Source organism: Streptomyces sp. MAI_2237, from assembly GCF_054189285.1.
This window is the reverse complement of sequence record NZ_JAJPGQ010000002.1, coordinates 131,663-155,695: the sequence shown is the minus strand read 5'-3', so window position 1 is coordinate 155,695 and position 24,033 is coordinate 131,663. Positions and strand designations below refer to the sequence as shown.

The window sequence follows — 24,033 nt, the reverse complement described above, 5'->3', positions numbered from 1 at the left end:
GTGTCAACTAGGAGGTCGTCCCGCTCCTACCGCAGACCGCCGATCACCCGGCCGTCGTCGAGAGTGCCCTTCAACTCGGCCTGCCGGCCCTGCTTCGCCGGAACCGCCAGTTCGTTCCCGCGTGCCGAGGCCTCGATGCCGCCCGTCGCGGTGACCGACGCCGTCCCCGGCCCGCCGGCCGCCAGCAGGTACCAGCCCTTGGTCTCCGACTTCCACAGCACCCCCGCCAGCACGTGCGGGTCCTTCGGGCCGCAGGCCGCCGCGTTCTCGGCCTTCGCGGCCACCGCCCCGTACCTGCCGCCCGGCGTTCCGAACTGTGCCAGCACACGTGTGCCGCCGCCCCGCCAGGTCTCCGCGCGCGTGCACACCCAGTCCGCCGACCCGCTTCCGTCCGGCAGCGGCTGCGCGGCGTACGCCCAGGCGTTGACGGCCCGCACACCCGCCGAGCGCACCGCCGCCAGCGAACAGCCGTACGGCGCCCATGCCCGCAGCGTCCGCGCCGCGGAGACCTGCGCGGACGAGCCGGGGCGGCCGGTGGTGAGTCGGGCCGGGACCAGCTCGCCGAGGTCGGTCAGCAGCCAGGTGCTCGTGCCGTCGGTCAGCTCCAGCACGTTCCACGACGCACAGGCGCCGGTCTGCTCGGCCGGGCCGGCCAGCGGCGACGTGATCCCCTTGGCGAGGCCGAGGTCCGTCGCCCCGGCGTCCGGCTTGAGCAGGTCCCGCTCGGCGGCCTTCGTCACCCAGGGCGCCGTCAGATAGCGGACGTTGCCGTCGGCCCGGCCCAGCACCACCGCGCTCGCCCCCGCCCGGTCGGCGCCGTCGACCCGCGCGAAGTCCAGGGCGGCCCCCTGGGTGCCGTCGGCCGGCTCGGCGTAGCGGACGATGCGCAGACCGTCGTAGAGGATGACCACCCGCGCGCTGTCGACCTTTCCCGCGTACAGCAGCTGGGGCGGGCCGGACGGGCCGCCCGAGGGGGTGCCCGGCGTCGCGGAGACCCGGACACGCTCGCCGGGGCGGGCCCAGACGGCGAGGGCGCGGCGCAACAGGGCGCGGTCGCCGGTCAGTTCACCTCGGGCGGGCCAGACGGAGAAGTCGGTTCGCGCCGAGGACTCCCACGCGGTGGGGGCCACCTCGGTCAGCCGGCCCGGGTTCAGGGCGGCCTCGGCGGCCGGATTCTGCGCGTAGGCGGGGGCCGCCGCACCGTCGGGACCCCAGCCGTCACCGGGCATCCCGAGCAGCGCGCCCGTCACGGCGAGCGCCGCGGCGGCCACGACCGCGGCTTTGGTGTGCTGGCGGCGGCGCATCAGATCGGTGGGCCGGGCCTGCAGCGAGCACGGGTCGAACTCGGGGGACTCCAGCAGGGGATGGTGGGCCGCCGACACCTCGTCGGCCTCGCGCAGCGCCCCCTTGACGTCGTCGCAGCCGGCGGCCGTGAGGATCTCGCGCACGTCGGCGTCGGGCAGCCTCTCCAGACCGCGCAGCACGTAGGCGGCGCGGGCCGGCCCGGACAGGGCCGACAGGCGCTGGTCCAGGGCGAGTTCGTCGGCGCCGCCCGAGCGGGGGAACAGCCGCAGACCCCACACCTGGGGGAGCAGCGGCGGAAGCTGGGACCGCCTGGGCAGCGCCGTGAAGCGCAGCGGGCGCCCCGCCTCCAGGGCGTTGCGCAGCACCTGGAGGCGGACCACGGCGTACCCGGGGTCGCGGTCGCGGCCCGTGGACTGGGCCGGGATCACAGGGGACTGGGCGCGGCCCTGGGGCAGGGCGCGCTGGGTGAGGGCGTGCGCGGTCACCACGCGCCGGTTGCGGCCGAGGCTCGGCGGCAGCACGAGGTAGGCGAGCCGGACCAGCCGGGGGTAGTGCTCGACGAGCGCAGCCTCGGCCCGCTCGACGTCGACGGCCGGGTCGCTGGAAGAGGCTGCGTGGCGCGGGGCGACATCCTGTGACTGCACGTTCAGCAGAACGAGCGAATCGTCGGATGGTCACCGTCGCACGCCGCCCGCTCAGTCCTCCGGCTCGACCAGCGCCCGCGCGTAGTGGGCCATCGACCGCTGGTAGCGCGGCAGATGGGGCGCGAGAGCGCCCAGGACGAGGGACAGCCCCTCGCGGTCCCGGCCGAGGCTCGACAGGCACAGCGCCAGACAGGCGCGCACCGCGTCGTCCAACTCGTCCGAAGGGGCGTCCAGTTCGGGCGTCAGCAGCTTGACGCCCTCCTCCGCCTGCCCGATGTTGCGCAGCGAACTCGACAGCTGGATCTTCGCCCGCCTGCCCTTGTAGCCGCTGGCCTCGCTCAGCCCGGCGGCCAGCGCCTCCCGGTACAGCGGAGCCGCCTTGTCGGAGTGCCCCGTCGAGTCCCAGGCGCACGCCTGCTCGAACGGGCCGAGCGGGCTGCCCGCCGGCAGTTCGGCGACGAGCGCGTCGATCACCGCCCGGAAGTCCGCCGCCCGCTCTTCCGGATAGTCGTCGAAGGTGGCCCAGGCGGCGGCCACACGGTCTTCCCAGTCCTGATTCACCGGCCTACCCTCGCACACCTGTGGCCACATCCCTCAATCCGATTGAGCGCCCCGTGCCCGGCAGCCGTATCGAAGGGAACGGGCCCGTGGGGCCTGGCCAACAGAGCGACCCGGAGGAACAGATGAGGTTGACCCGACCGATGCTCGCCGCGGCCGGCGCCGTGGCCGTTCTGGCGCTGGCGGGCTGTGGATCCGGAGACAGCGACGCGGCCGCGAAGATCCCGACGGCCGCCACCGGCAGTCTGGAGAGCCTGGCGGCCAAGGTGAAGTGCAGGCCGAACATGCAGATCGACTCCGACGAGGTCCGCCAGGCCATCTGCAAGACCTCCGACGGCAAGTACGTCTTCGCCACGTTCGCCACCGACCGCGGCCAGCGCGAGTGGATCAACGACGCGAAGGACTACGGCGGTCACTACCTCGTCGGCCGCAAGTGGGTCGCCGTCGGCACGGACAAGATCGTCAAGGCGCTGCAGACCACGCTGGGGGGCGAGGAGGAGATCGGCACCGACCACAGCGCGCACGGCTCGTCGCACAGCGGCTGAGCCGTACGGCACATACGAAAGGCGGGCGGTGGGAGATTCCCACCGCCCGCCTTTCGCGGGTCTGTCAGCCGTGCGTCACTGGCACTGCCTGCCCTGGTTGATGCAGTTGGCGATGGTGTTCGCCAGGTTGTTCTTGAAGACCGCGATGAAGTCGTCGTGGTCCGTGGCCGCCTTGTGCAGCTGCTCCGGGAAGCCGTCCACCGCGTAGGCGTTCTTGACCTGGCCGTTCTGCAGGACCGGCGGGGCGATCTTGTAGACCAGGCGCATGGTCAGCTGCGGGATCGCCTTGAAGCCGTTGCCGCAGTTGCCGTTGGCGTCGGCGAACGCGACGTGCGTGCGGTGGTTGGCGCTGTCGATGTTCTTGCCGTCCCAGCAGGACTGGAAGGCGAAGGTGCGCACCACGTTGCTGCCCTGCGGGCAGATCGGGTACTGCGTGGTCAGCTGGACCTTGTTCTCGAAGCCGGTGCAGGACCAGTGCGCGTTGGCGTTCGCCAGACCGTTGGTGGTGGTCTTGGCGTCACCGGTGATGATGCGCAGGAACTGCGGCATCGCGGTGACCTTGCTGGTGGGGCTGCCGACGTACTTGATCTGCGCCTGGACCGGCGTCAGGATCTTGCCGACGTTGCCCTCCTTGCCGCCGCCGTCCGCGTTCTGGTCGAAGTCCTGCGTGCCGTTCTGGAGACGCACCACCGGCCAGTAGTAGGCCGACAGGTCGCCCTGGTTCTGGCAGCTGGTCTGGTCCGCGATCAGCGAGTTGTTGGTGGAGAACGCGTTGACCTTCTGGTTGCCGACGTAGTCGTGCAGGTGGTGCGCGCCGTTGTTCACGCCGGGCGCCACGATGACGTTGTCGGTGTTGTGGTTCTTGTTCGCGTTCACACCGCAGCGGGTGACGAAGGTGCCGGTGGAGGCGTTGCCGTTCTTGCGGGGCTTCGCGGCGACGTTCGGCTGGACCTTGGTGATGTCCACGAAGTCGGCAGCCACGGGGCCGTTGCCGGCCTGGCCGCCGATGTTCTGGCCGGCGCCGGCCTGGCCGCCCTGCTGCTGGCCGCCGTTCTGCTGACCGCCGTTCTGCTGCTGACCACCCTGCTGCTGGCCGCCGTTCTGCTGCTGCTGGCCGCCCTGCTGCTGGCCGCCGTTCTGCTGCTGACCACCGGCCGTGGTCTGGTTGGCGGTCTGCGTGGTGCAGGCGGCGAGCGCGCTAAGGCCCGCCGCGTCGACCTGGCCGCCCACGCGCTGGATGTCGATACGGATCCGGTCGAGGGTCGCGGACCGCTTCTCCTTGAGGGGGCCGACGATCGCGTTCTGCACGAAGCCGGCGTCCTGCGTCTGCGCCTGGCGCGTGGAGGCGAGCCGGGCGTAGGCCTCGGTGATCTGCTTGTCGAGGTTCGCGAGCTCCGTCGCCACGCCCTGACGGGCCTTCTCGGGCACGTTCGTCAGCTTCTGCTGGACGTCGGGACAGGCGATCGTCGCCACCTGGCCGGCGGCGGCCTTGGTCTGGTTCTGCCCGGAGTTGTTCGACTCGTGCGCCGAGGCGTAGAAGTTCGCCCAGATCAGCCCGCCCCCACCGAGCGCTAGGGCCGCCGATGCGGCTATGGCCTTGGTGGCCAGCGGCGTACGGCGTTTGCGTGTGTTGCGTCCCATGGAACTCCTCTGACTTCCTTGCGGGCTTGGCGGGGCTTCGAGGCGCCCGACAGGAGTGAAGCGGCTCCCACTCATACGGGCGTCGTCCCAGAGGTGTTCAGCAGCCTCACGAACAAATCAGAGGTTTACTCGGCTTTTGCTTCCCAACCGCCCTCTGAGCAGGGGAAGTTACGGAAAATCAGCGGCCGTTCACCGGTCCTGGTCCAGGTAGGCGAGGACCGCCAGAACGCGGCGATTGTCATCGTCCGACACCTCGAGGTCCAGTTTGGCGAAGATGTTGGAGGTGTGCTTGGCGATCGCCCGTTCCGTCACCACCAGCTGCCCGGCGATCGCCGCGTTGGAGCGGCCCTGCGCCATCAGCTCCAGGACCTCCCGCTCCCGGGGGGTCAGCCGTGCCAGCGGCCGGTCGTCGGCGGCCCGCCGGGACAGCAGCTGCTGGATCACCTGCGGGTCCATCGCCGTACCGCCCGCCGCCACCCTGCGGACGGCGTCCACGAACTGCTCCGCGTCGAACACCCGGTCCTTGAGCAGATAGCCCACCCCGCCGCTGCCGTCGGCCAGCAGCTCGCGCGCGTACAACTGCTCCACGTGCTGCGACAGCACCAGCACCGGAAAGCCGGGTCTGTCCCGGCGCGCCCGCAGCGCGCACTGCAGCCCCTCGTCGGTGTGCGTCGGCGGCAGGCGCACGTCGACCACGGCGACGTCCGGGTCCAGCTCGGCCAGGGCGCCGGCGAGTTGGGGGCCGGACTCGACGGCGGCGGCGATCTCGAAGTCGTACGCCTCCAGCAGCCGGACCAGTCCGTCGCGCAGCAGGAAGAGGTCTTCGGCTAGGACAACGCGCAAGGGATCTCCATGGTGACCATGGTGGGGCCGCCCGCGGGCGAGCTGACGGCCAGGACACCGTCGAATGTACCGAGCCGCCGCTCCACCCCGGCCAGCCCCGAACCGGCCCCGATCGCCGCGCCGCCCTTGCCGTCGTCCGTCACGCCGACCCGCAGCCGGCCCTCGGCGTGGTGCAGGTCGATCCAGATCCGGTCCGCGCCGGAGTGCTTGACGGCGTTCGTCAGCACCTCGCTCACCGCGAAGTAGGCGGCCGACTCCACCGGCGCCTCCGCCCGCCCGTCCAGCTCCACCGTCACCTCGGTCGGAAGGGGCAGCCTGAGCGCCAACGCCCGCACCGCGTCGCCCAGTCCGCGTTCGGCGAGCACCGGCGGGTGGATGCCGCGCACGAGTTCGCGCAGCTCGGCCAGGGCGTCCACGGAGGACTGCCGGGCCTGCGAGAGGAGCTGTTTGGCCTTCGCGGGGTCCTTGTCCATGAGCAGCTCGATGGTGCCCAGGTCCATGCCCATCGCCACCAGCCGGGCCTGCGCGCCGTCGTGCAGGTCCCGTTCGATCCGCCGCAGTTCGGCGGCGGAGGTGTCCACGGCGTCCCGCCGGGTCTCGGTGAGCACCCGTACCCGCTCGGCCAACTCGGCCTGACTGGCGCCCAGTACGGCCCGGGTCAGCTTGAAGTGGGTGGTCAGCATGCGCGGCGCGAAGGGCGTGAGGACGAGCAGGACGACGCCCAGGGCGCCGGCGCCGAGGGCGGAGCTCTGGTCGGTGACGTGCACGAAGCCGTACCAGTACCCGCCGGACGCCGACAGCGGCCGCCACAGCCCGGCGGCGACCGCGAGGCCCTCCAGCGGGTAGACGAGCAGCACGGCCGGCAGCAGCGCGGTGACGTATCCCGCGGTCATGTCGACCTGCAGCCACCGCAGGTCCCGCCAGGTCGCCGGGTCCCGCAGCATCGCGTACGTCCGCGACCAGGCGTTGGCCCCCTCCGGGACGGGCCGGTACGCCGACGGGATCGGTATCCCGCCCCACCGCTCCGCCAGCGCGCGCCGCCAGTCGGCGAAGGCCCGTACCCGGGTGAGCACCCAGGGCGTGGTCAGCACCCCGATGCCGAGGGGGACGAGCGCGATCGACAGCAGCGAGAGCGTGAAGCCCAGCACCGCTCCCGGAAGGCTCACCAGAGTCAGCACGAACCCCCGCCCCGCCGCGATCGCCACGGCCCGGGCCCTCGTGGAGAGAGAGCCGCTCTTCGTGTTGGTGTTCATGGCAGAGAGTCTGGCCGAGCGGTGGGGGCAGGTCACGGGGCCGGGCCCCCGGGTTCGGGGGTGTTGCCAGGTACACCCCGGCCCGTGACGCGCCCCTGAAGGGGGCGCGGGGCTGTGTCCCTGTGCGGCTCCGCCGCGTGGGCGCGATCAACCCCCACCGGCCCGCAGCCGAATCACCGACCCAACACCTTCGCCTCCACCTCCGGATCGAGCCCCTTGACCGCCGCGGCGGAACGCAAGGGGGCCGTCCCCCCGACGGACCGCAGCCAGGCCCAGGTGTCCGCGACCGTCTCGCCCACCGGCCGGCACACCAGGCCCGTCGCCACCGCACGGGAGACGTCCGCCGCGTGCAGGGCGTCGTGCATGTCCGTCCCCGGCGGCACCCACACCGGCAGCTCGGTCCACGGCGCGATACCGGCGTCGAGGATCACCTCGGGCGCCGTCCACCTCAGCTCCGCGGCGGAGCCGGTGACCGCCACGCACGCCTCCAGCAACTCGCCCATCGTGGCGTGCCCCTGCTCGCTCATCAGGTTGAACGGCCCGCTGAGCTCCTGCTTGATCGCGCCGAGGATCCACTGGGCCAGGTCGCGGACGTCGACGTACTGCAGGGGCAGCTCCCGCGGGCCCGGGGCCAGCACGGGGCCGCCCCGGGCGGTCCGGGCCAGCCACCACGGCAGCCGTCCGACGTTCTCGTGCGGACCGAGGATCAGCCCGGCGCGCACCAGGACGGAGTCCTCCGCACCGAAGGCGTCCAGCACGGCCAGCTCACCGCCCCGCTTGTCGCGGGCGTAGTCCGTCTCCTCCGCGTCCGGGTCGGCGCCCTCGACCACGGCCGCGTCCTCGGCGTACCCGGCGGGCGGCGCCCAGGAGTACACCGAGCAGCTGGAGACGTAGACGTACCGCCGCGCCCGGCCGCGCAGCAGCCGGGCCGCGTCCCGCACCACGCGGGGCGCCAGCCGCCAGGTGTCGACGACGGCGTCCCACTCGCCGTCCGCGAGGGCGTCGAGCCCGCCGGGCGCCGTACGGTCGCCGCGCAGCTCCCGTACGCCGTCCGGTGGGCGGTGGCGGCCCCGGTTGAGGACCGTCACCTCCCAGCCGCGCCCGAGGGCCGCCTCCACGACGGCCCGTCCCGCGAACTCCGTACCACCGAGCACCAGAAGTCTCATGCCGGTGACTCTGCCCGGTCGGGACGCGGGACGGAACGGCGCTCTGCCGTCAGCAGAGGAGCAGCGGCGGGCTCAACGTCCGGCCGGCGGTGTGTACTTGTAGCCGACCCGCCGCACGGTCCGGATCGCCTGCCGGTGCTCGGCGCCCAGTTTGCGGCGCAGCCGGGCGATGTGGACGTCGACGGTGCGGCCGTCGCCCACGTGCCCGTATCCCCACACCGTGGTGACCAGCTGGTCGCGGGTGTGCACCCGGTTCGGGTGGGCGACCAGGTGGGCGAGCAGCTCGAACTCCAGGTAGGTGAGGTCGAGTTCGCGTCCGTCGACGGAGGCGGTGCGCTGCACGGCGTCGATGCGGACGAGCGGGTCGCCGGCCGTCCCGGGCAGGCCGGGGGCCGCGTCGGCGGGGGCGGCGTGCGGGCGGTCGGCCGGGATGAGGACGAGGTAGCCGACCATCGGCGGCTGTCCCGGCAGGGTGGGCAGGGTGTGCTGCGGCGCGGGCAGCCAGGTGGCGCCGGGCGGCAGGAACTCCGCGACGTCGATCACCTCGTCGGGGTCGACGGCGCGCAGCCGGTGCCGGGCGGGGGCGGTGAGGGCGGAGACGGGGGCGGGAGCGGGGGACAGCGGACGGGTGGTCGCCATGACAGGTCAGCTCTTTCGCGCGAGAGGTTCGTCGGGAAGGACGTACGCCGTTGCGCGCTGGCCGGAGGCCGGGTGAGGTACGGCTTCAGAGGGCCGGCGCGGTGTTCGCGCGGCAACACACCCGGTCGAAGTCGTGGTGCTGACGGGAGGGCCAGAAGGGCTCGAGGTCATGGCGACCCGTCGCGGTGTGCTTCTGGAAGCTGGCCATGGGCCCATTGAAGCAGACGGCGGCCGGCACGAGGAGCCCGTTCCCACTGCTTGGACGCCTTCCCGGACACGAAGGGGCGCCCACCGCGCACGGTGGACGCCCCTCGGAGGCCGGGCGGCCGGATCAGACCTGGCCGGCCTTCTCCAGCGCGGAGCAGCAGGTGTCGACGAGGAGGCGCGTCACGACGTACGGGTCGACGTTGGCGTTGGGACGGCGGTCCTCGATGTAGCCCTTGCCGTCCTTCTCGACCTGCCACGGGATGCGCACCGAGGCGCCGCGGTCGGAGACGCCGTAGGAGTACTCGTTCCACGGGGCGGTCTCGTGCAGGCCGGTGAGGCGGTCGTCGATGCCGGCGCCGTAGTTCTTGACGTGGTCCAGCGGCTTGGAGCCCTCGCCGAGCGACTCGCACGCGGTGATGATCGCGTCGTAGCCCTCGCGCATCGCCTTGGTGGAGAAGTTGGTGTGCGCGCCGGCGCCGTTCCAGTCGCCCTTCACCGGCTTGGGGTCCAGCGTCGCGGAGACGCCGAAGTCCTCGGCGGTGCGGTACAGCAGCCAGCGGGCCACCCACAGCTGGTCGGAGACCTCCAGCGGGGCCAGCGGGCCGACCTGGAACTCCCACTGGCCGGGCATGACCTCGGCGTTGATGCCGGAGATGCCGAGACCGGCGGCCAGGCAGTTCTCCAGGTGCGCCTCGACGACGTCACGGCCGAAGATCTCGTCCGCGCCGACACCGCAGTAGTAGCCGCCCTGCGGGGCCGGGAAGCCGCCCTTGGGGAAGCCGAGCGGGTAGCCGTCCTTGAAGAAGGTGTACTCCTGCTCGATGCCGAAGATCGACTCCTGCGCGGCGAACCTCTCCGCCACCTCGGCGAGCGCGGCACGGGTGTTGGACTCGTGCGGCGTCATGTCGATGTTCAGGACCTCGCACAGCACGAGGATGTCGTCGCCGCCGCGGATCGGGTCCGGGCAGGTGAAGACCGGCTTGAGCACGCGGTCCGAGGCGTGGCCCTCGGCCTGGTTGGTGGAGGACCCGTCGAAGCCCCAGATCGGCAGCTCGGCACCCTTTGCGTCGTCGGCGAGGATCTTCGTCTTGGAACGCAGCTTGGCCGTCGGCTCGGTGCCGTCGATCCAGATGTACTCAGCCTTGAAGCTCACGGGCCACATCCTTCGGGGTATGTCCAGGCGCACTTGCGGGTGCTGCGGCGCTGCGGCACTGGGGCGCCGCTGTTCGATGGCCGCGAGCCTGTCAACAGGCGGTTTCCCGGCCATTGCTCGAATGTGAACCCCGTGTTACCTGGCGTCGGTGTGGCGCGATTCACGGCGTGCGGACGTGTGCGGCGGCCGAGCCGTCAGCCCTCCGTGGCCGCCGCCTCCCGTACGCCCTCCAGGAACCCCCTGACGGCGGCCAGTTCCCGCTCGTCGTATCCGCGCAGCAGCTCCGCCGTCCGCCCGATCAGCGGCCCGAAGAAGGCCCACCCGAGCGCCACCGCCTGCTCCTCCACCTCGATCACGACCCTGCGCCGGTCCCGCTCGGAGCGGACCCGCCGCACGTGCCCGGCCCGCACCAGCCGGTCCACCAGGGCCGTCGTGCCGGCCGAGTTCAGCCCGAGCGCGGCGCCGAGCCGCCCGGCCGTCGTCTCCTCGCCCTCGCGCGCGGCGTCCATCAGGGCGATCAGCGCGCGGACGTCGGTGGGATGCATCTGGTTTCGGCTCGCGAACCTGCCGCTGAGCAGACCGAGCTCGACCGTCACCGCGCGCAGCAGATGGACGATGTCCAGTTCCGGGCCCTGGGGCTGCATGTCCTTCTCCGGTATCGTCTCGCTCACCGAGTATCTCGCTCGACGAGATAATAGAGGAGGCGGAGGCGATGCGCACCGCGTTCGACCGGGAGGGTTTCCTGGCCGCGTACGACAAGGTCATGGCGAAGTGGCCCGCCGAGCGCGAGGCGGTGACCGTCCCCACGCCCTTCGGAACGGCGTACGTCAACAGGTGCGGCCCGCCCGACGCACCGGCGGTCGTCCTGCTGCCCGGCGGCGGGGGAGCCACCTCGGCCTCCTGGTACGCCCAGGCCGCCGAACTCGCCCGCACCCACCGCGTCCACGCCGTGGACCTCCCCGCCTGCGCGGGCCGCGGCACCGAGGTCCGCGGCCGTCACCCCCGTACGGCCGCGGACCTGGCGGACTGGCTGGACGCGGTCCTCGACGGCCTGGGCCTGGCCGAGACCGCCGTGGGCGGGCACTCCTACGGCGGCTGGATCGCCCTGCGGCACGCTCTGCGGGCACGCGCCCGGGTGCGCCGGCTCTTCCTCCTGGACCCCGCCCAGTGCTTCGCCGGGTTCCGGCCGGCGTACCTGCTGCACGCCCTGCCGTCGCTGCTGCGGCCCTCGCCCCGCGGGGTCCGCGCCTTCCTGGAGTGGGAGACCGGGGGAGCCCCCCTCGACCCCGACTGGCTCCGCCTCCAGGAGGCGGCCGCCGGCTTCCCCTCCGTGTCGAAGCCGGTGGCCGGTCCGCGCCCGGCGCCCGAGGCGCTGCGCGGGCTGGACATGCCGGTCCTGCTGCTCCTGGCCGGGAGCAGCAGGACCCAGGACCCGCACGAGGTGGCCCAGCGGGCGGCCGGACTGCTGCCGCGCGTCGAGACGGTCGTGGTCCCCGGCGTCTCCCATCACGCGCTGCCGCAGTCCGCGCCCCCCGAACTGGGGCGCCTCCTCACGGAGTTCCTGAACGGGTGAGCCTCACCCCACCTTCTCGATCAGGGCCCGGCGGATCAGGAACTTGCCCGGCTCGCGGACCTGCTCGAAGGCCGCGTTGTTCAGCAGGGCGCAACTGCCGGAGACCGAGGTGACCTTCACCGTCGTGGACTTGTTGTTGTCCAGGTTGGTGACCTTCAGCGTCGTCCCCGCCGGGAACTGGTTGCTGGACGCGGCAGGCGCGCCGGCCTCGCCCGACAGCGTCACGGTGGAGCCCTTGCAGACCTGCCGGGCGGAGCCGGACGCGGCAGCGCCACCCGCGTTCGCGTTTCCCGCGGGCGCCGAGGCGGCCTGCGAGGGCGGTGCGGCCTGCGCGGGCGGAGCCGACTGCGCGGGCTGAGCGGACTGGGAGCCCTGAGCCGACTCCCCAACCGCACAACCGGACGCCTTCTGCTGCACCTTGATCTGCGCGATGACCGCCTCGCGGTTGGCGATCCGGGCCGCGGACTGGGCGTCGGGGTTGGCCCGCTGCCCGTCGATGAACTTCTGGTTGTTGCCGAGGGCGGTGGCCAGCCCCTGGCAGACGTTCGAGTCCGCGGCCGACAGGGTCTTCGGCGGACTCTGCGCGGCGTTGGAGGTGCTCGCCATGACGAAGGCACCGCCGCCCGCCACCGCCGCCGCGCTCACCAGCAGCGCGATCTTCTTCTTCGTACCGACAGTTCTCCTGCGCGACATGCGCGCCTCCTGAGAGGTAGGGGAGCGTACGCCGCTATGTACGAGATACCGAACAGACTTACTCAGCGGTTGCGGGACTCACCGAAGTAACCTGCGTCACAGGAGACTTGGAGCGGACTCACAGGCCGCCGACCTTGTCCTCCTCGTAGGCCACCACCGTGTCGTTCACGTGCCGCAGCAGCCCTTCCGTCTCCTTCGTCAGCACGGCCTCCGCGGTCTCCGAGCCGTCGCCCCACTGCCCGTTGGCGAACACCACGGACCGCACGGTCGCCAACCGCCGGAACACCCCCGCCGACCCGGGCGGCACGGTCGGCAGCCCCGCCTGCGCGGGCGGGTCGAGGGAGACCACCTGGTACGTCACCGGGTCCATGGAGGCCATCCCGAAGACCATCCCCGAGTCCTCCGCCCGCCGGAAACTCACCACGGTGACGGTGATCTGCGAGCGGCGGTCGGCGTCCGTGAACAGCGCCGCCGTCAACCGGACGCACCCCTTGCCCTGTTGGGCCACCGCCGCCAGCTGCTGCGACATCCCGCGGGCGCACTCCGTGGTGGTCGCCAGGTCCACCCGCTCGTAACGGGAGCCGTCCTTCAGCCGGACGCTCTTCGAGGGAAACGCCTGCTCGGGCCGGATCACGGGGCGTGCGAGGAGAGAGGGGAGCGAGGAGGGGGCGCCGGACAGGGAGCCGGAGACGCGGACGTCCGGGGTGGCGGACACCAGGGGGCTCCCCGACGTCTTCGCCGCGGCCGCCTCGCCCGCGCCGTCACCGGAGTACAGCACCATGCCCGCGGCGGCGGCCGCGACGAGCACGACGCCCACCGCGGCGGCCGCGGCCGCCCGTGCCCGTCGTGCCCTGCGTACGCGCTCCCGCTCCGCCGCCCACGGGTCGTACGGCGTTCCTTGATCACCGAAGGTCATGGCGGCGGAGGGTAACAGCAGTCCAGGCCCGAAATCCCGCCGCCGGAGATACCACCGGCTACCGGGACAGAGCGTCCCGAACGGCCTCCTCGCTGCGTCCGACCACCGCCGTGCCGTCGTCCGCGGTGATGATCGGACGCTGGATCAGCTTCGGGTGCCGGGACAGCGCCGTGATCCACCGCTCGCGCGAGGACGCGTCCCGCGGCCAGTCCTTGAGCCCCAGCTCCTTCGCCGCGTCCTCCTGGGTGCGGGTGATGTCCCACGGCTCCAGTCCGAGACGATCGAGTACGTCCCTGATCTCGTCCTCGCTCGGCACGTCCTCCAGGTAGCGGCGGACGGTGTAGTCAGCTCCCTCGGCGTCGAGCAGGCCGATCGCGCTGCGGCACTTGGAACAGGCCGGGTTGATCCAGATCTCCATGGGGTCCACGGTACGTCAGGGGTGGCCGAAAGCCCTTGTGGCCAGGGGCTTTTGTCAGTGGCGAGCAGTACACTAGAAGAAGTGTTCGAGGGTGTTGGGGGGCTGCCGAAACCCCCGTGCCGACCCCCTCACCGCGACAGGAGGATGCCTGTGCCCGCTGCCGCACTGAAGCCGAAGCCGACCCAGTCCACCGTGAACCGTCCCGTCCTGCTCGACCTGCCGTACGAACCCCTGGAGAAGCGCCCGTTGCCGCCGGGACGGCCGCGCGAGTGGTACGTCACGCACAACCGCCGCCTGAAGGCGATGCGGTTGGCCATCGCCCTGCTCGACTCGGGCGTCTACATGCCGAACCAGGCGCGCAACGAGACCATCCGCAGCACGGCGGAGACGATCGGAGTCCACCCGCCGTCGGACACGACCTGCCACATGGTGCGGGCACTGATGCGCTACTCGAGGTGAACCACCGGTGCCGGGCGCCCCGCCCACGGGGCGCCCGGCCCTAGGCCGTCAATTCCCTCTCCAATGGGGTCCGGAACCGTGGGGTCACCCGGGCCGGTCCCAACCAGCCGCGCAGCCGGTCCACTTCGGCCGCGATCGCCGCCTCGCCCTCGCGGCCCACGCCCTCCTCGTCGAGCAGGCGCCAGGCGATCTCCCCGTCGGCCCGCTGTGCCCAGCCGCCCACCACCCTGCCGTCCCACCACACCGTCGGTCCCACGTTCCCGCTGCGATCGAACAGCGACGGCCGCAGCTCCGGCGCCAGATACCAGTCCCGGGACTGCCAGCCCATCGCCGTCGGGTCCAGGGCCGGCAGCAGCGCCGCCCAGGGCTCGACGGGCCCGGCCACCGGGTCGGTGTCGCCCGCGACGACGTACCCCGTGCCCTCGTCCAGGGACACCGGCCGCGCGCCGATCGCCGCCAGCGCGCGCCGTACGTCGGTCACCTTCCAGCCCGTCCACCACTTCAGGTCCGCCTCGGTGGCCGGCCCGCACGCCGCCAGCCAGCGTCCGAGAAGCTCCGCCTGGGCGCCGGCCAGGTCGAGTTCGGGATGGGCGGGGGCGAGCGCCCAGCGGAACTGGGTCGAGGTCCAGGAGCCCAGCGGCCGGCCCCGCACCACCTTGCCCTCCACGCCCAGCACCCGCAGCAGCCGCGCCGAGACGGTGTGCACGCCCTCGTAGCCCTTCCCGGCTGCGTACGCGAACCGCTCCCTCAACCGCGGCTCGTCCTCGGCCAGTTCGGCCGCCGTCGCCTGGCCGCGGCGGGCCAGCGCGGCCAGCGCCGACTCCTCGACCTCCTTGAGCCAGGCCGCGTCCGGCGCCCCGGCCTTCGCCATGTCCGCCACCAGCTTGGCCCGCTCGCGCGCGGCCACCGCCAGGCCCGTCGAGGCGTGCACGACCGCGGTGAGCGGGGTCGGGAAGACGAACACCGTGTGGCGCATGCCGTGCATCCGGACCAGCGAGCGGTCCTCGTACAGCGCCCGGTCCGTCTCGGGCACCGTCCGGGCCGGGTCCCCCAGACGCGCGCCCACCGCCAGATACACCGTCGCCGGGTCTGTGCCGTGCAGCGCGACGAGCGCGTCCGCGATCTCCTCCGGCGCCGCGCCCCGGGCCGGCCCCGCGAGCCGGTGCCGCAGCGCCAGCCGCGCCCGCCGCTCCGCCACACCGACGTACCGCTCCCTGCCGCCCATGCACCCTCCACCCCGTCGACACCACCACGCGCCGCATCCGGCCCTGAGGACATCATCGCGAACGCCACTGACACCGGCCCCGCTCCGCGCGCGGTCACCCGATTGCCGGACCCGGCATGCGCACGACGCGCCTGCCGCCTTCACTGCGATCAGGAGGCGACGAGCCGAGGGGATCACCGGAACCGTCCCAGGCGGACACGGCGGCGGGAGGCGACATGGACGGCAGTCACGACACAGAGCGCGGGACGAGCGGAGCCACGCGGAGACGACCGCCGACACCGCAGCCCCTGCCCCCGGGCGGCCGCACCGCACCCACCCGGCCCTCCGGCCCCGCCGGCACCGCACCCACCCGGCACGCCCCATGAGCACGTCCGTCGCCCCCGCCTCCCCGGCCGACCGCGCCCAGCGCGGGAGGGCCGCCCGCAAGCGGGTCCCGCGTTCCGGTCACGCCGGGTGGCTCGCGCCCGTCGACCGGTCCGACCCCGTCGCCGTGCTGGAGCGGCAGGGCCGGGACCGGCTGTCCGAGCTGCTGCCGATCCGGTACGGCAGGATGGCCGCCTCGCCGCTCGCCTTCCTGCGCGGGTCGGCCGCCGTGATGACCGCCGACCTGGCCTCCCGGCCGCACACCGGCCTCACCGTGCAGCTGTGCGGCGACGCCCACCTGCTCAACTTCGGCCTGTACGCCTCCCCGGAACGCACGCTGCTGTTCGACCTCAACGACTTCGACGAGACGTTTCCCGGCCCCTTCGAGTGGGACGTCCAGCGGCTCGCCGCCAGCGTGGCCGTCGCCGCCCGGGAGAACGGGCACGCCGACGACAGGGCACGACGGGCGGCGCTGGCGACGGCCGCCGCCTACCGGACCGCGATCAGGCGGCTGGCCGGCCGCGGCGAGCTCGAGGTCTGGTACGAGCGCGTCGACGCCGACAGCCTGCGGACCCTCGCCCGCTCCGCGCGCCGCCGCCGGCAGGTCGCCGCCAGCCTCACCCGCGCCCGCCGCCGCACCAGCCTGCAGGCCGTCGGCAAGCTGACCGAGGTCGTCGACGGCCGCCGCCGGATCGTGCACGACCCGCCGCTGCTGGAGTCCGCCGGCGTCTCCGACACGGCCGCCGTCCGCAAGATGTTCAGCGACTACCGCTCCACCCTCTCCGAGGAACGCCGCCTGCTGCTGGACCGCTACCGCTTCGTGGACGCCGCCCGCAAGGTCGTCGGCGTCGGCAGCGTCGGCATGCGCTGCTTCGTCGTGCTGCTCGCCGGGCGGGACGCCGATGACCTGCTGTTCCTGCAGATCAAGGAGGCACGCAACTCCGTACTGGAGGAACACCTGCCGCACGGGCCGTACGTGCATCCCGGACACCGGGTGGTGGCGGGACAGCGGCTGACGCAGGCCGCGAGCGACATCTTCCTGGGGTGGATGAGCGGACCGCAGGGACGGGCCTTCTACTGGCGCCGGCTGCGGGACATGAAGGGCTCCGCGGACGTCGCCGGAATGAGTCCGTCCGACCTGCTCGCCTACGCCCGCCTGTGCGGCAGCGCCCTGGCCCGTGCCCACGCCCGCTCCGGCGACCGCATCGCCATCGCCTCCTACCTGGGAGAGGCCGACACCTTCGACCGGGCCGTGGCGGACTTCGCCCTCGCCTACGCCGGCCAGACCGCCGACGACCACGCCGCCCTCGGCGCGGCGATCGCCGCCGGGGTGGTCCGGGCGGCCCCCGACGCCTGACGCCCGCCCCGAGGCCGGCCACGTGCAGCCCTCCGCAGCCCGGTCCGACGCCTGGACGCCGACCTGCCGGTGCCGGTGCCGGTCCTGGTCGTGCAGCACCTGGACCCGCGACACCGCACCGTCATCCTCGTCAAGCGCCAGGCGTGCGTGCGGTTCGGCCGTGAACCGCCTGGGCCGGGCGATCACCTCCCGGCTGCGGTGCAGCCCGTTCGACGGACACCACGGCGGAGTGGTCGTGCTCCTTGAGGAGGACCGGACGGCGGACTCCGGGCCGGGTGCCGGGCGTAGGATTCGGGTATGGCCGGCGCTGGTGAGGCCTCGGACCCGCTGACCTCCGCGGAGCGGAAGGCCGCTGCGGCACGTGCGCGCTCCTCGCACGAGGCCGACCGCGCCGAGCGGCACGAACGCCTCGCCGGCGAGTCCGCCGGCGCCTTCCTGCGCGAGGCCCATCTGCGGATCGCCGCCGTCCACCGGTCGTCCGAGGCCTGTCATCGGACCGCCGCCGAGCTCCAGGACGCCTTCGCCGACAGGCTCATGGCCCGGGCCCACCGGCCGGACAGCCCACGGCCGCTGTTCATGACCGGTGTCGCAAGGGCCTGCGGCAGCAGGGGCGCCGCCCTCACCCTGGTCGGGACGGAGTTCACGGACCTGGCCCTGGCCGCCTCGGACGAACCCTCACGGGCCGCCCAGGAGCTGGAGTTCCTGCTCGGCGAGGGCCCCGCCCGGGACGCGACGAGCACGGTCGGCCCGGTGACGGCGACCGGCGACGCGCTGGCACGGCGCTGGCCCGGCTACGGCCGCGCCGTGGGCGAACTGGGCGTCGCCGAGGTGGCCGCCGTACCGCTCAGCCTGGACGGGAGCTGTGTCGGGGCGCTCACCGTCTACGACCCGGCGCCGGGGGTGGCGGGCTCGACCGCCTTCGCCGAAATCGCCGAGGCCCTCACCCGCTCGGTGATCCTCGGCCCGGCCGGCCTGGCCGACCTGTGCGACGGCATCGACCTGCGGGCCAAGGTGCACCAGGCCGCGGGGATGGTCTCCGTACAGCTCGACTGCCCGGTGGCCGACGCGCTGGAACTGATCCGGGCGCACGCCTTCGGCGAGGGCGTCCCGGCGCACCGGGTGGCGGAGCGCATCGCGGAGGGAGCGCTGCGACTCGGCTGAGCAACCGGACACCGGAGCCGGAACAGGCAAGACTGGCGGGCGAAGAGCGCGGCCGCGGAGGTCGTCGTTCGCAGGGCGAAGGGCCAAGAGGTGAGAGACCGATGACCAAGCCCGTGTCACAGCAGCGGCTGGCGAAGGCGTTCGTCGAGTTGGCCGCGAGCCCGGTCGCCGACCCGGCCGACCCCACCGGCCTCCTGTGGGCCCTTGCCGAGCACGGAACCGAGCTGTTCGACGACTGCGCCGCGAACGTCCTGTACTTCCCCGACGGCCAGGCCTCGGCGCAGGTGGCCGGCACCGGGGAGGAGCTGATCGACCTGGCCCGGGACGCCGTCGACTGGGACGAGGGCCCCGGCCCCGAGGCCCGCCGCACCGGCTGCCCCGTGCCGGACACCGACCTGGACGGCGAACAGGCCCGCCGGGACTGGCCGCGCTACGCGCGCCGCGCCCGGGAACTGGGCTACGGCCGCGCGGCCGCCGTCCCCCTGCGGGTCGGCGCCGACACCCGGGGCGCACTGGCGCTGCTGGGACCCGGACCCACCCCGCTGCGCCCCGAGTTGCTGGAGCTCGGCCAGTCCCTCGCCGACGTCGTCGGCTGGACCCTGGACCGGGAGCGCCTCCTGGCCGAGAGCCGCGCCCTCGCCGACCAGCTCGGCCAGGCACTGACCAGCCGCATCGTCATCGAACAGGCCAAGGGCACCCTCGCGGCCAGTCTGTCCATCTCCGTCGACGAGGCCTTCCAGCTGCTGCGCTCCCACGCCCGCTCGCACCGCCGCCGGCTGACGGACGTCGCCCAGGACGTCGTGGACCGCCGCCTGAAGCTGCCCCCGCGGGGGTAGGCGGCGAAAACGGGATGCACGCAGGGTGACCGGCTTTCTACGCTGGACACGCGGAACGGAGCTGCTCACCACCGCTTGCCGCAGGACAGGCATCACCCTGCGGTCTCAGGGCTACTCTCTACGCACCGACGGCCGGGCGCCCGTCCCCCAGCGCCCCGTCGGGATCCAGATCGCTTCATCGACCCACGTTCACGGAGGCCCGTGATGGGCACCATCTTGATCGCCGGGACCGCAGTGCTGGTCCTCTTGGGATTCGGAAACCACGTCTGGTGGCTGGCCGCCGCCGGTGTGCTGTTCCTGTACCTGCAGTACGGCCGCGACGCGTCGTCGTCGACGTCGGGCGGGGGCGGCTCGTCCGGATCGACGCCGGCCACCTACCAGGCATACCGCAAGCGCCGTGACCAGCAGGCCAAGTGGGAGCGCCGCTACCGCCGCGAGCGCCCCCTGGAGTCGCGCCGCCAGGACCGCACCAAGTGACGGATCACAGGCCGGGCGCGCCCCAGACCGGGAACCACCGGCTCAGATCCTGCTCCATCCGCAGGTCGTCGGCGAGCGCCGCCTTCACCTGCAGTTCCAGTGCGTTGTCGCGCCGCTGTCCGCCGCCGGGCAGCGGCGCGAACGGGTAGAACGTGCCCCGCTTGTAGAGGTAGACCAGCGCGAGCCGCTTACCGCCCTCACCCTCGAAGGAGGCCAGGGAGCACAGCAGTTGCGGTCCGAAGCCGTTGACCTCCATCGAACTGTTCACCGCGTGCAGGTCGTTGACCAGGTCGGACAGCTGGTCGGGGGAGCGGCGCGAGACCAGCCAGGAGTAGCCGTACTTGTCCTGGCTGAGTTCCACCGGGGCCCGCGCCTCGCCCTCGGCGTCGTTCGGGCGGGCGGACCCCCATCGGTCGGCGTCCGCGTCCAGCAGGGCCTGGACCTCCCGGTGCGTCTGCTCGAAGGCGGCGCCCTCGACCGTCGCGAAGCACACCGCCCCGGTGCCGGTCGGCGTGAAGCCGGCCGCGGCCTCCAGGGTGATGGCCGCCGACGGCAGCGCGAAGAGCCGGTCCAGATCGGGCAGGACCGGCTTCGTGCGGCCGAGGAGGATGTCCAGGAGCCCCATGCATCACGCCTTTCCGGGGGTTTCGGAGGTTCCGGGGGTCGCCGCCTCGCCCAGTTCGGCGGAGATCCGGCCCAGTTGGTCCAGACGCTGCTCGAGCGTCGGGTGGGTGGAGAAGAACCGCTCGATGCCGGGCTCCTTGCCGGTGGCCGGCGTGAAGTAGAAGGCGTTGAAGGCCTGGGCGGTGCGCAGGTCCTTGGTCGGGATCCGGGCGATGTCGCCGGTGACCTTGGTCAGCGCCGACGCCAGCACCGAGGGCCGCCCGGTCAGCAGCGCCGCCGCCCGGTCCGCGGCCAGCTCCCGGTACCGGGACAGAGCCCTGATCAGCAGGAAGCTGATCGCGTACACCGCGGCCGACACCGCCATCACGGCGGCGAAGACGGCGGCGGTGTTCTGGTCCCGGCGTCCTCCGCCGAACAGCTGCGAGTAGAAGGCGAACCGCACGATCAGCCCGGCGATCACGCCGAGGAACGAGGCGATCGTGATCACGGCGACGTCCTTGTGCGCCACGTGCGACAGCTCGTGCGCGAGGACGCCCTCCAGCTCGGCGGGCTCCAGCCGCCGCAGCAGCCCGGTGGTCACGCAGACCACGGCGTGATCCGGGTTCCGGCCGGTCGCGAAGGCGTTGGGCATGTCCATCTCGGACACGGCGACCACCGGCTTGGGCATGTCGGCGATCGCGCACAGCCGGTCGACCACGGCGTGCAGTTCGGGATACTCCTCGCGCTCCACGACCCGCCCGCGCATGGCGAACATCGCGATCCGGTCGGAGAACCAGAACTGTGCGACGAACATCGCGGCGACCAGCACCACGACGAGCAACCACGACTTCAGCAGCACGATCAGTGCGGCCACGAAGCCCACGTACAGCAATCCGAGCAGGAACATAGTGACCGTCATCCGCACGGTCAGTCGCCGGTCGCTCCGGAAGCGGCTCTGCATCTGCCTCACCCCGCAGTCAGGCACTCGTCCCGCTGTCCAGTGTGCACCCGCCCACTCCCATGAAGTGGTCCCGAACGGCCCTAGGTGCTGCAAAAGGTCCCTGTGAGAGCCCTGCCCCCTCCGGCCGCGGTCCTCCCTAGTACGGAGCCCGGAACCGCACCCAGCCCAGCAGCACGATCACCACCGCCACGCACCCGAAGACGATCGCCGTCGACCACCACGAGGAGCGCCGCGGCTCCACCGGCCCCGGATCGGCACGGAAGGGCTGCGGCTCGGGCGGGTTCTCCCGCCATCGCGCGGCCAGCATCCGGGCCCGCGCGGAGGGTTCCTTGAACTCCGCCCGGTCGGCCCACTTGATGTCGAACTCCCGCTCCTCGTCCCCCGTTTGGGACATCCCCGTATCTCCCCGTCAGGTCAGCGTCAACTGTCGAACAGCAGTGCAGAAAACCATACGACGGTGCCCCGGCCCGGGAAAACCCCAGCCGGACCCCACCATGCCTGACCTGCGCAGATGACGTATTCTCGCCGCACCTGCCACGCCCACGGCCGGGGGGAAACACGGCTGGGGCGGGCCCGAACATTTGGGGATTCATGCGCATGAAATCCATAGGTGCCGTCCTCGCCGGCGCCCTGGCGCTCTCCGCCTCCGCCGTCGTCGCGCCGCCCGCCTGGGCGACGGAGACCGGCGTGGTGATCCAGAAGCTGTCCGTGAACGGTGGCAAGCCGATCGTCCTCGGCACCTCCCAGAGCGAGTCGTTCACCATCTCCGTGACCGCCTCGGACGACTCGGGAATCAGCAAGGACCTCGCGTTCCTCGGGATCGACCGGGAGGTCGGCGACGACTACTGGTCGTACCACGGCACCCCGACGTGCACCGCGGTCAGCGCCACCACCTCCACCTGCAAGCTCGCCTTCAAGCTCGACTCGGGCTGGGGCGTGCCCCGCAACACCCTCGCCGGCAGGTGGGACGTGACTGTCCAGCTCCAGTCCAAGGACGGCGACCTGTACAACAACGGCGGTGCCCCCAAGCACCCGGTCCTGCGCCGCGGCACGCTCAGCGTCGACGCCGGCCCCGAACCGGTCACCAAGGGCAAGGCGATCACGGTCACGGGGAAGCTGGCCCGTGCCAACTGGGACAGGCGCGTCTACGCCGGTTACACCGACCAGCCGGTGAAGCTGCAGTTCCGCAAGGCGGGCACGAGCACGTACACGACCCTCAAGACGGTCTACAGCAACGCGACGGGCAACCTCTCGACGACGGTCACGGCAGCCGCGGACGGCTACTGGCGCTGGTCCTTCGCCGGCACGTCCACCACGTCGCCGGCCACCGCCACCGGCGACTACGTCGACGTACGCTGACCGGCGCGAAAGGCCGTCGGCCGTGCCCTTCCGGCGAGGAAGGACACGGCCGACGGCCCGCATACGGCCCAGGGGAGCGGAATCCCGCTCCGCCCCGGGGGCCCCATCACACGTCGAAGTACAGCTCGAACTCGTGCGGGTGCGGACGCAGCTGCAGCGGGGCGATCTCGTTCGCGCGCTTGAAGTCGATCCAGGTCTCGATCAGGTCGGACGTGAAGACGTCACCGGCGAGCAGGAACTCGTGGTCGCGCTCCAGGGAGTCGAGGACGGCCGGGAGCGAGGTCGGGACCTGCGCGACGTTGGCGTGCTCCTCGGGAGCCAGCTCGTAGAGGTCCTTGTCGATCGGCTCGGCCGGCTCGATCTTGTTCTTGATGCCGTCCAGGCCCGCGAGCAGCAGCGCGGAGAAGGCCAGGTACGGGTTGCCGGAGGAGTCGGGCGCGCGGAACTCGACGCGCTTGGCCTTCGGGTTCGAGCCGGTGATCGGGATGCGCATGGCCGCGGAGCGGTTGCGCTGCGAGTACACCAGGTTGATCGGGGCCTCGAAGCCCGGCACCAGACGGTGGTACGAGTTCACCGTCGGGTTGGTGAAGGCCAGCAGCGACGGCGCGTGCTTGAGGATGCCGCCGATGTAGTAGCGGGCGGTGTCCGACAGGCCCGCGTAGCCGGCCTCGTCGTAGAACAGCGGGTCGCCGTTGCTCCACAGCGACTGGTGCACGTGCATGCCCGAGCCGTTGTCGCCGAAGATCGGCTTCGGCATGAAGGTCGCGGTCTTGCCGTTGCGCCAGGCGACGTTCTTCACGATGTACTTGAAGAGCTGGAGGTCGTCGGCGGCGGCGAGCAGCGTGTTGAACTTGTAGTTGATCTCGGCCTGGCCGGCGGTGCCCACCTCGTGGTGCTGACGCTCGACCTTCAGGCCGGACCGCTCCAGCTCCAGGGAGATCTCGGCGCGCAGGTCGGCGAAGTGGTCGACCGGGGCGACCGGGAAGTAACCGCCCTTGTAGCGGACCTTGTAACCACGGTTGTTCTCGACCGCACCGGTGTTCCAGGCGCCGGCCTCGGAGTCGATGTGGTAGAAGCTCTCGTTCGCCGAGGTGGAGAAGCGGACGCTGTCGAAGACGTAGAACTCGGCCTCGGGGCCGAAGTACGCCGTGTCCGCGATACCGGTGGAGGCGAGGTAGGCCTCGGCCTTCTTCGCCACGTTGCGCGGGTCACGGGAGTACTGCTCGCCCGTGATCGGGTCGTGGATGAAGAAGTTGATGTTGAGCGTCTTGTCCCGGCGGAAGGGGTCGACCCGGGCGGTCGACAGGTCCGCGCGCAGCGCCATGTCGGACTCGTGGATCGCCTGGAAACCACGGATCGACGATCCGTCGAAGGCGAGCTCCTCGTCCGGGTCGAACGCCTCGACGGGCACCGTGAAGTGCTGCATGACGCCCGGCAGGTCGCAGAAGCGGACGTCGACGAACTTGACGTCCTCGTCCGCGATGAACTTCTTGGCCTCGTCGGCGTTCTGGAACATCCAGCTCCTCCTACTCCCGACCGCCTGCCGGGGTGGTAGTTCGTTCGTGCGGCCAGTGCGGTGGCACACGCTGTCCTCGACCCTAGGGATGGGTGATTTCTCGGGCGTGACCCATTTGTTTCGCACAAGTTAACCGGAGGTCGTCCGGTTGACCCCACCTGT

Annotated in this window: 26 protein-coding genes; 8 read left to right on the top strand and 18 right to left on the bottom strand. The window is 72.3% G+C overall.

Annotation, left to right across the window (positions count from 1 at the left end; genetic code table 11):
- Positions 1–26: 26 nt before the first annotated feature.
- Positions 27–1,949: a hypothetical protein gene (locus LN251_RS05545; protein WP_458243375.1), complete on the bottom strand. Its 1,923-nt coding sequence runs from the start codon at positions 1,947–1,949 to the stop codon at positions 27–29.
- 51 nt (positions 1,950–2,000) lie between these two features.
- On the bottom strand, positions 2,001–2,540 hold the full coding sequence (locus LN251_RS05540) for a tetratricopeptide repeat protein (RefSeq protein ID WP_458243374.1): 540 nt from the start codon (positions 2,538–2,540) through the stop codon (positions 2,001–2,003).
- 92 nt (positions 2,541–2,632) lie between these two features.
- Between LN251_RS05540 and LN251_RS05535 the strand changes: the two genes are divergently transcribed.
- On the top strand, positions 2,633–3,052 hold the full coding sequence (locus LN251_RS05535) for a hypothetical protein (RefSeq protein ID WP_458243373.1): 420 nt from the start codon (positions 2,633–2,635) through the stop codon (positions 3,050–3,052).
- Positions 3,053–3,127: 75 nt separating this feature from the next.
- On the opposite strand, the gene LN251_RS05530 is transcribed toward LN251_RS05535, so the two are convergent.
- From LN251_RS05530 to LN251_RS05495, 8 genes are all read right to left on the bottom strand, one after another.
- Positions 3,128–4,693, bottom strand: coding sequence for a DUF1996 domain-containing protein (locus LN251_RS05530; RefSeq protein WP_458243372.1), 1,566 nt, complete (start codon positions 4,691–4,693; stop codon positions 3,128–3,130).
- Between the two features lie 189 nt (positions 4,694–4,882).
- Positions 4,883–5,536, bottom strand: coding sequence for a LuxR C-terminal-related transcriptional regulator (locus tag LN251_RS05525; protein WP_458243371.1), 654 nt, complete (start codon positions 5,534–5,536; stop codon positions 4,883–4,885).
- Positions 5,521–6,789 carry a sensor histidine kinase gene (locus LN251_RS05520; RefSeq protein WP_458243370.1) on the bottom strand — a complete coding sequence of 423 codons (1,269 nt, stop codon included), beginning with the start codon at positions 6,787–6,789 and terminating at the stop codon, positions 5,521–5,523. The genes LN251_RS05525 and LN251_RS05520 overlap by 16 nt, the downstream gene beginning before the upstream one ends.
- A 173-nt stretch (positions 6,790–6,962) precedes the next feature.
- Positions 6,963–7,955, bottom strand: a complete 993-nt coding sequence (locus tag LN251_RS05515; protein ID WP_458243369.1) for an NAD-dependent epimerase/dehydratase family protein — start codon at positions 7,953–7,955, stop codon at positions 6,963–6,965.
- A 72-nt stretch (positions 7,956–8,027) separates the two neighbouring features.
- Positions 8,028–8,594 carry a winged helix-turn-helix domain-containing protein gene (locus LN251_RS05510; RefSeq protein WP_458243368.1) on the bottom strand — a complete coding sequence of 189 codons (567 nt, stop codon included), beginning with the start codon at positions 8,592–8,594 and terminating at the stop codon, positions 8,028–8,030.
- A gap of 85 nt (positions 8,595–8,679) precedes the next feature.
- Positions 8,680–8,802, bottom strand: coding sequence for a hypothetical protein (locus tag LN251_RS05505; protein ID WP_458243367.1), 123 nt, complete (start codon positions 8,800–8,802; stop codon positions 8,680–8,682).
- Positions 8,803–8,925: 123 nt separating this feature from the next.
- A complete protein-coding gene (gene glnII, locus LN251_RS05500) occupies positions 8,926–9,954 on the bottom strand; it encodes a glutamine synthetase (RefSeq protein ID WP_458243366.1) in 1,029 nt (342 codons plus the stop codon).
- 194 nt (positions 9,955–10,148) lie between these two features.
- Entirely contained in the window at positions 10,149–10,598 is a 450-nt protein-coding gene (locus LN251_RS05495) for a MarR family transcriptional regulator (RefSeq protein WP_458244133.1), read from the bottom strand.
- Positions 10,599–10,666: 68 nt separating this feature from the next.
- On the opposite strand from LN251_RS05495, the gene LN251_RS05490 reads away from it, so the two are divergent.
- A complete protein-coding gene (locus tag LN251_RS05490) occupies positions 10,667–11,527 on the top strand; it encodes an alpha/beta fold hydrolase (RefSeq protein WP_458243365.1) in 861 nt (286 codons plus the stop codon).
- 3 nt (positions 11,528–11,530) lie between these two features.
- On the opposite strand, the gene LN251_RS05485 is transcribed toward LN251_RS05490, so the two are convergent.
- The 3 genes from LN251_RS05485 to LN251_RS05475 all read right to left on the bottom strand — a co-directional run bounded on the left by LN251_RS05485 (position 11,531) and on the right by LN251_RS05475 (position 13,554).
- A complete protein-coding gene (locus LN251_RS05485; protein ID WP_458243364.1) occupies positions 11,531–12,220 on the bottom strand; it encodes a hypothetical protein in 690 nt (229 codons plus the stop codon).
- A 118-nt stretch (positions 12,221–12,338) separates the two neighbouring features.
- The gene (locus LN251_RS05480) at positions 12,339–13,136 is read right to left on the bottom strand and encodes a hypothetical protein (protein WP_458243363.1); all 798 of its coding nucleotides are present in this window, start codon (positions 13,134–13,136) and stop codon (positions 12,339–12,341) included.
- Between the two features lie 58 nt (positions 13,137–13,194).
- On the bottom strand, positions 13,195–13,554 hold the full coding sequence (locus LN251_RS05475) for an arsenate reductase family protein (protein ID WP_458243362.1): 360 nt from the start codon (positions 13,552–13,554) through the stop codon (positions 13,195–13,197).
- 150 nt (positions 13,555–13,704) lie between these two features.
- Here LN251_RS05475 and LN251_RS05470 point away from each other — a divergent pair, with 150 nt between their 5' ends.
- A complete protein-coding gene (locus LN251_RS05470; RefSeq protein ID WP_458243361.1) occupies positions 13,705–14,013 on the top strand; it encodes a hypothetical protein in 309 nt (102 codons plus the stop codon).
- A gap of 40 nt (positions 14,014–14,053) precedes the next feature.
- Here the strand turns inward: LN251_RS05470 and LN251_RS05465 are convergent, their stop codons facing one another.
- Entirely contained in the window at positions 14,054–15,238 is a 1,185-nt protein-coding gene (locus tag LN251_RS05465) for a winged helix DNA-binding domain-containing protein (RefSeq protein ID WP_458243360.1), read from the bottom strand.
- Between the two features lie 361 nt (positions 15,239–15,599).
- Here LN251_RS05465 and LN251_RS05460 point away from each other — a divergent pair, with 361 nt between their 5' ends.
- The 4 genes from LN251_RS05460 (at position 15,600) to LN251_RS05445 (ending at position 19,432) form a co-directional block, all read left to right on the top strand.
- Positions 15,600–16,958, top strand: coding sequence for a DUF2252 domain-containing protein (locus LN251_RS05460; protein WP_458243359.1), 1,359 nt, complete (start codon positions 15,600–15,602; stop codon positions 16,956–16,958).
- A gap of 297 nt (positions 16,959–17,255) precedes the next feature.
- Positions 17,256–18,119 carry an ANTAR domain-containing protein gene (locus LN251_RS05455; RefSeq protein WP_458243358.1) on the top strand — a complete coding sequence of 288 codons (864 nt, stop codon included), beginning with the start codon at positions 17,256–17,258 and terminating at the stop codon, positions 18,117–18,119.
- A 101-nt stretch (positions 18,120–18,220) separates the two neighbouring features.
- Complete coding sequence (locus LN251_RS05450; RefSeq protein WP_458243357.1) at positions 18,221–18,955, top strand: GAF and ANTAR domain-containing protein; 735 nt, start codon at positions 18,221–18,223, stop codon at positions 18,953–18,955.
- Positions 18,956–19,159: 204 nt separating this feature from the next.
- Positions 19,160–19,432, top strand: coding sequence for a hypothetical protein (locus LN251_RS05445; RefSeq protein ID WP_458243356.1), 273 nt, complete (start codon positions 19,160–19,162; stop codon positions 19,430–19,432).
- 4 nt (positions 19,433–19,436) lie between these two features.
- Here the strand turns inward: LN251_RS05445 and pspAB are convergent, their stop codons facing one another.
- From pspAB to LN251_RS05430, 3 genes are all read right to left on the bottom strand, one after another.
- Positions 19,437–20,057, bottom strand: a complete 621-nt coding sequence (pspAB, locus tag LN251_RS05440; RefSeq protein ID WP_458243355.1) for a PspA-associated protein PspAB — start codon at positions 20,055–20,057, stop codon at positions 19,437–19,439.
- A gap of 3 nt (positions 20,058–20,060) precedes the next feature.
- Positions 20,061–20,996, bottom strand: a complete 936-nt coding sequence (htpX, locus tag LN251_RS05435; protein WP_058925729.1) for a zinc metalloprotease HtpX — start codon at positions 20,994–20,996, stop codon at positions 20,061–20,063.
- 136 nt (positions 20,997–21,132) lie between these two features.
- On the bottom strand, positions 21,133–21,390 hold the full coding sequence (locus LN251_RS05430) for an SCO2583/SCO2584 N-terminal domain-containing protein (protein ID WP_458243354.1): 258 nt from the start codon (positions 21,388–21,390) through the stop codon (positions 21,133–21,135).
- Between the two features lie 203 nt (positions 21,391–21,593).
- Between LN251_RS05430 and LN251_RS05425 the strand changes: the two genes are divergently transcribed.
- Positions 21,594–22,355, top strand: a complete 762-nt coding sequence (locus LN251_RS05425) for a hypothetical protein (protein ID WP_458243353.1) — start codon at positions 21,594–21,596, stop codon at positions 22,353–22,355.
- A 106-nt stretch (positions 22,356–22,461) separates the two neighbouring features.
- Here the strand turns inward: LN251_RS05425 and glnA are convergent, their stop codons facing one another.
- Entirely contained in the window at positions 22,462–23,871 is a 1,410-nt protein-coding gene (gene glnA / locus LN251_RS05420) for a type I glutamate--ammonia ligase (protein WP_058925731.1), read from the bottom strand.
- Between the last annotated feature and the right edge of the window lie 162 nt (positions 23,872–24,033).

Bases quoted from the DNA above. Each gene is read 5' to 3' on its own strand.
- LN251_RS05540 (WP_458243374.1), bottom strand. From the start codon at position 2,540: ATGTGGCCACAGGTGTGCGAGGGTAGGCCGGTGAATCAGGACTGGGAA.
- LN251_RS05535 (WP_458243373.1), top strand. From the start codon at position 2,633: ATGAGGTTGACCCGACCGATGCTCGCCGCGGCCGGCGCCGTGGCCGTT.
- LN251_RS05530 (WP_458243372.1), bottom strand. From the start codon at position 4,693: ATGGGACGCAACACACGCAAACGCCGTACGCCGCTGGCCACCAAGGCC.
- LN251_RS05520 (WP_458243370.1), bottom strand. From the start codon at position 6,789: ATGAACACCAACACGAAGAGCGGCTCTCTCTCCACGAGGGCCCGGGCC.
- LN251_RS05515 (WP_458243369.1), bottom strand. From the start codon at position 7,955: ATGAGACTTCTGGTGCTCGGTGGTACGGAGTTCGCGGGACGGGCCGTC.
- LN251_RS05510 (WP_458243368.1), bottom strand. From the start codon at position 8,594: ATGGCGACCACCCGTCCGCTGTCCCCCGCTCCCGCCCCCGTCTCCGCC.
- LN251_RS05505 (WP_458243367.1), bottom strand. From the start codon at position 8,802: ATGGCCAGCTTCCAGAAGCACACCGCGACGGGTCGCCATGACCTCGAG.
- LN251_RS05495 (WP_458244133.1), bottom strand. From the start codon at position 10,598: ATGCAGCCCCAGGGCCCGGAACTGGACATCGTCCATCTGCTGCGCGCG.
- LN251_RS05490 (WP_458243365.1), top strand. From the start codon at position 10,667: ATGCGCACCGCGTTCGACCGGGAGGGTTTCCTGGCCGCGTACGACAAG.
- LN251_RS05485 (WP_458243364.1), bottom strand. From the start codon at position 12,220: ATGTCGCGCAGGAGAACTGTCGGTACGAAGAAGAAGATCGCGCTGCTG.
- LN251_RS05480 (WP_458243363.1), bottom strand. From the start codon at position 13,136: ATGACCTTCGGTGATCAAGGAACGCCGTACGACCCGTGGGCGGCGGAG.
- LN251_RS05475 (WP_458243362.1), bottom strand. From the start codon at position 13,554: ATGGAGATCTGGATCAACCCGGCCTGTTCCAAGTGCCGCAGCGCGATC.
- LN251_RS05465 (WP_458243360.1), bottom strand. From the start codon at position 15,238: ATGGGCGGCAGGGAGCGGTACGTCGGTGTGGCGGAGCGGCGGGCGCGG.
- LN251_RS05460 (WP_458243359.1), top strand. From the start codon at position 15,600: ATGAGCACGTCCGTCGCCCCCGCCTCCCCGGCCGACCGCGCCCAGCGC.
- LN251_RS05455 (WP_458243358.1), top strand. From the start codon at position 17,256: ATGGCCGGCGCTGGTGAGGCCTCGGACCCGCTGACCTCCGCGGAGCGG.
- LN251_RS05450 (WP_458243357.1), top strand. From the start codon at position 18,221: ATGACCAAGCCCGTGTCACAGCAGCGGCTGGCGAAGGCGTTCGTCGAG.
- LN251_RS05445 (WP_458243356.1), top strand. From the start codon at position 19,160: ATGGGCACCATCTTGATCGCCGGGACCGCAGTGCTGGTCCTCTTGGGA.
- pspAB (WP_458243355.1), bottom strand. From the start codon at position 20,057: ATGGGGCTCCTGGACATCCTCCTCGGCCGCACGAAGCCGGTCCTGCCC.
- htpX (WP_058925729.1), bottom strand. From the start codon at position 20,996: ATGCAGAGCCGCTTCCGGAGCGACCGGCGACTGACCGTGCGGATGACG.
- LN251_RS05430 (WP_458243354.1), bottom strand. From the start codon at position 21,390: ATGTCCCAAACGGGGGACGAGGAGCGGGAGTTCGACATCAAGTGGGCC.
- LN251_RS05425 (WP_458243353.1), top strand. From the start codon at position 21,594: ATGAAATCCATAGGTGCCGTCCTCGCCGGCGCCCTGGCGCTCTCCGCC.
- glnA (WP_058925731.1), bottom strand. From the start codon at position 23,871: ATGTTCCAGAACGCCGACGAGGCCAAGAAGTTCATCGCGGACGAGGAC.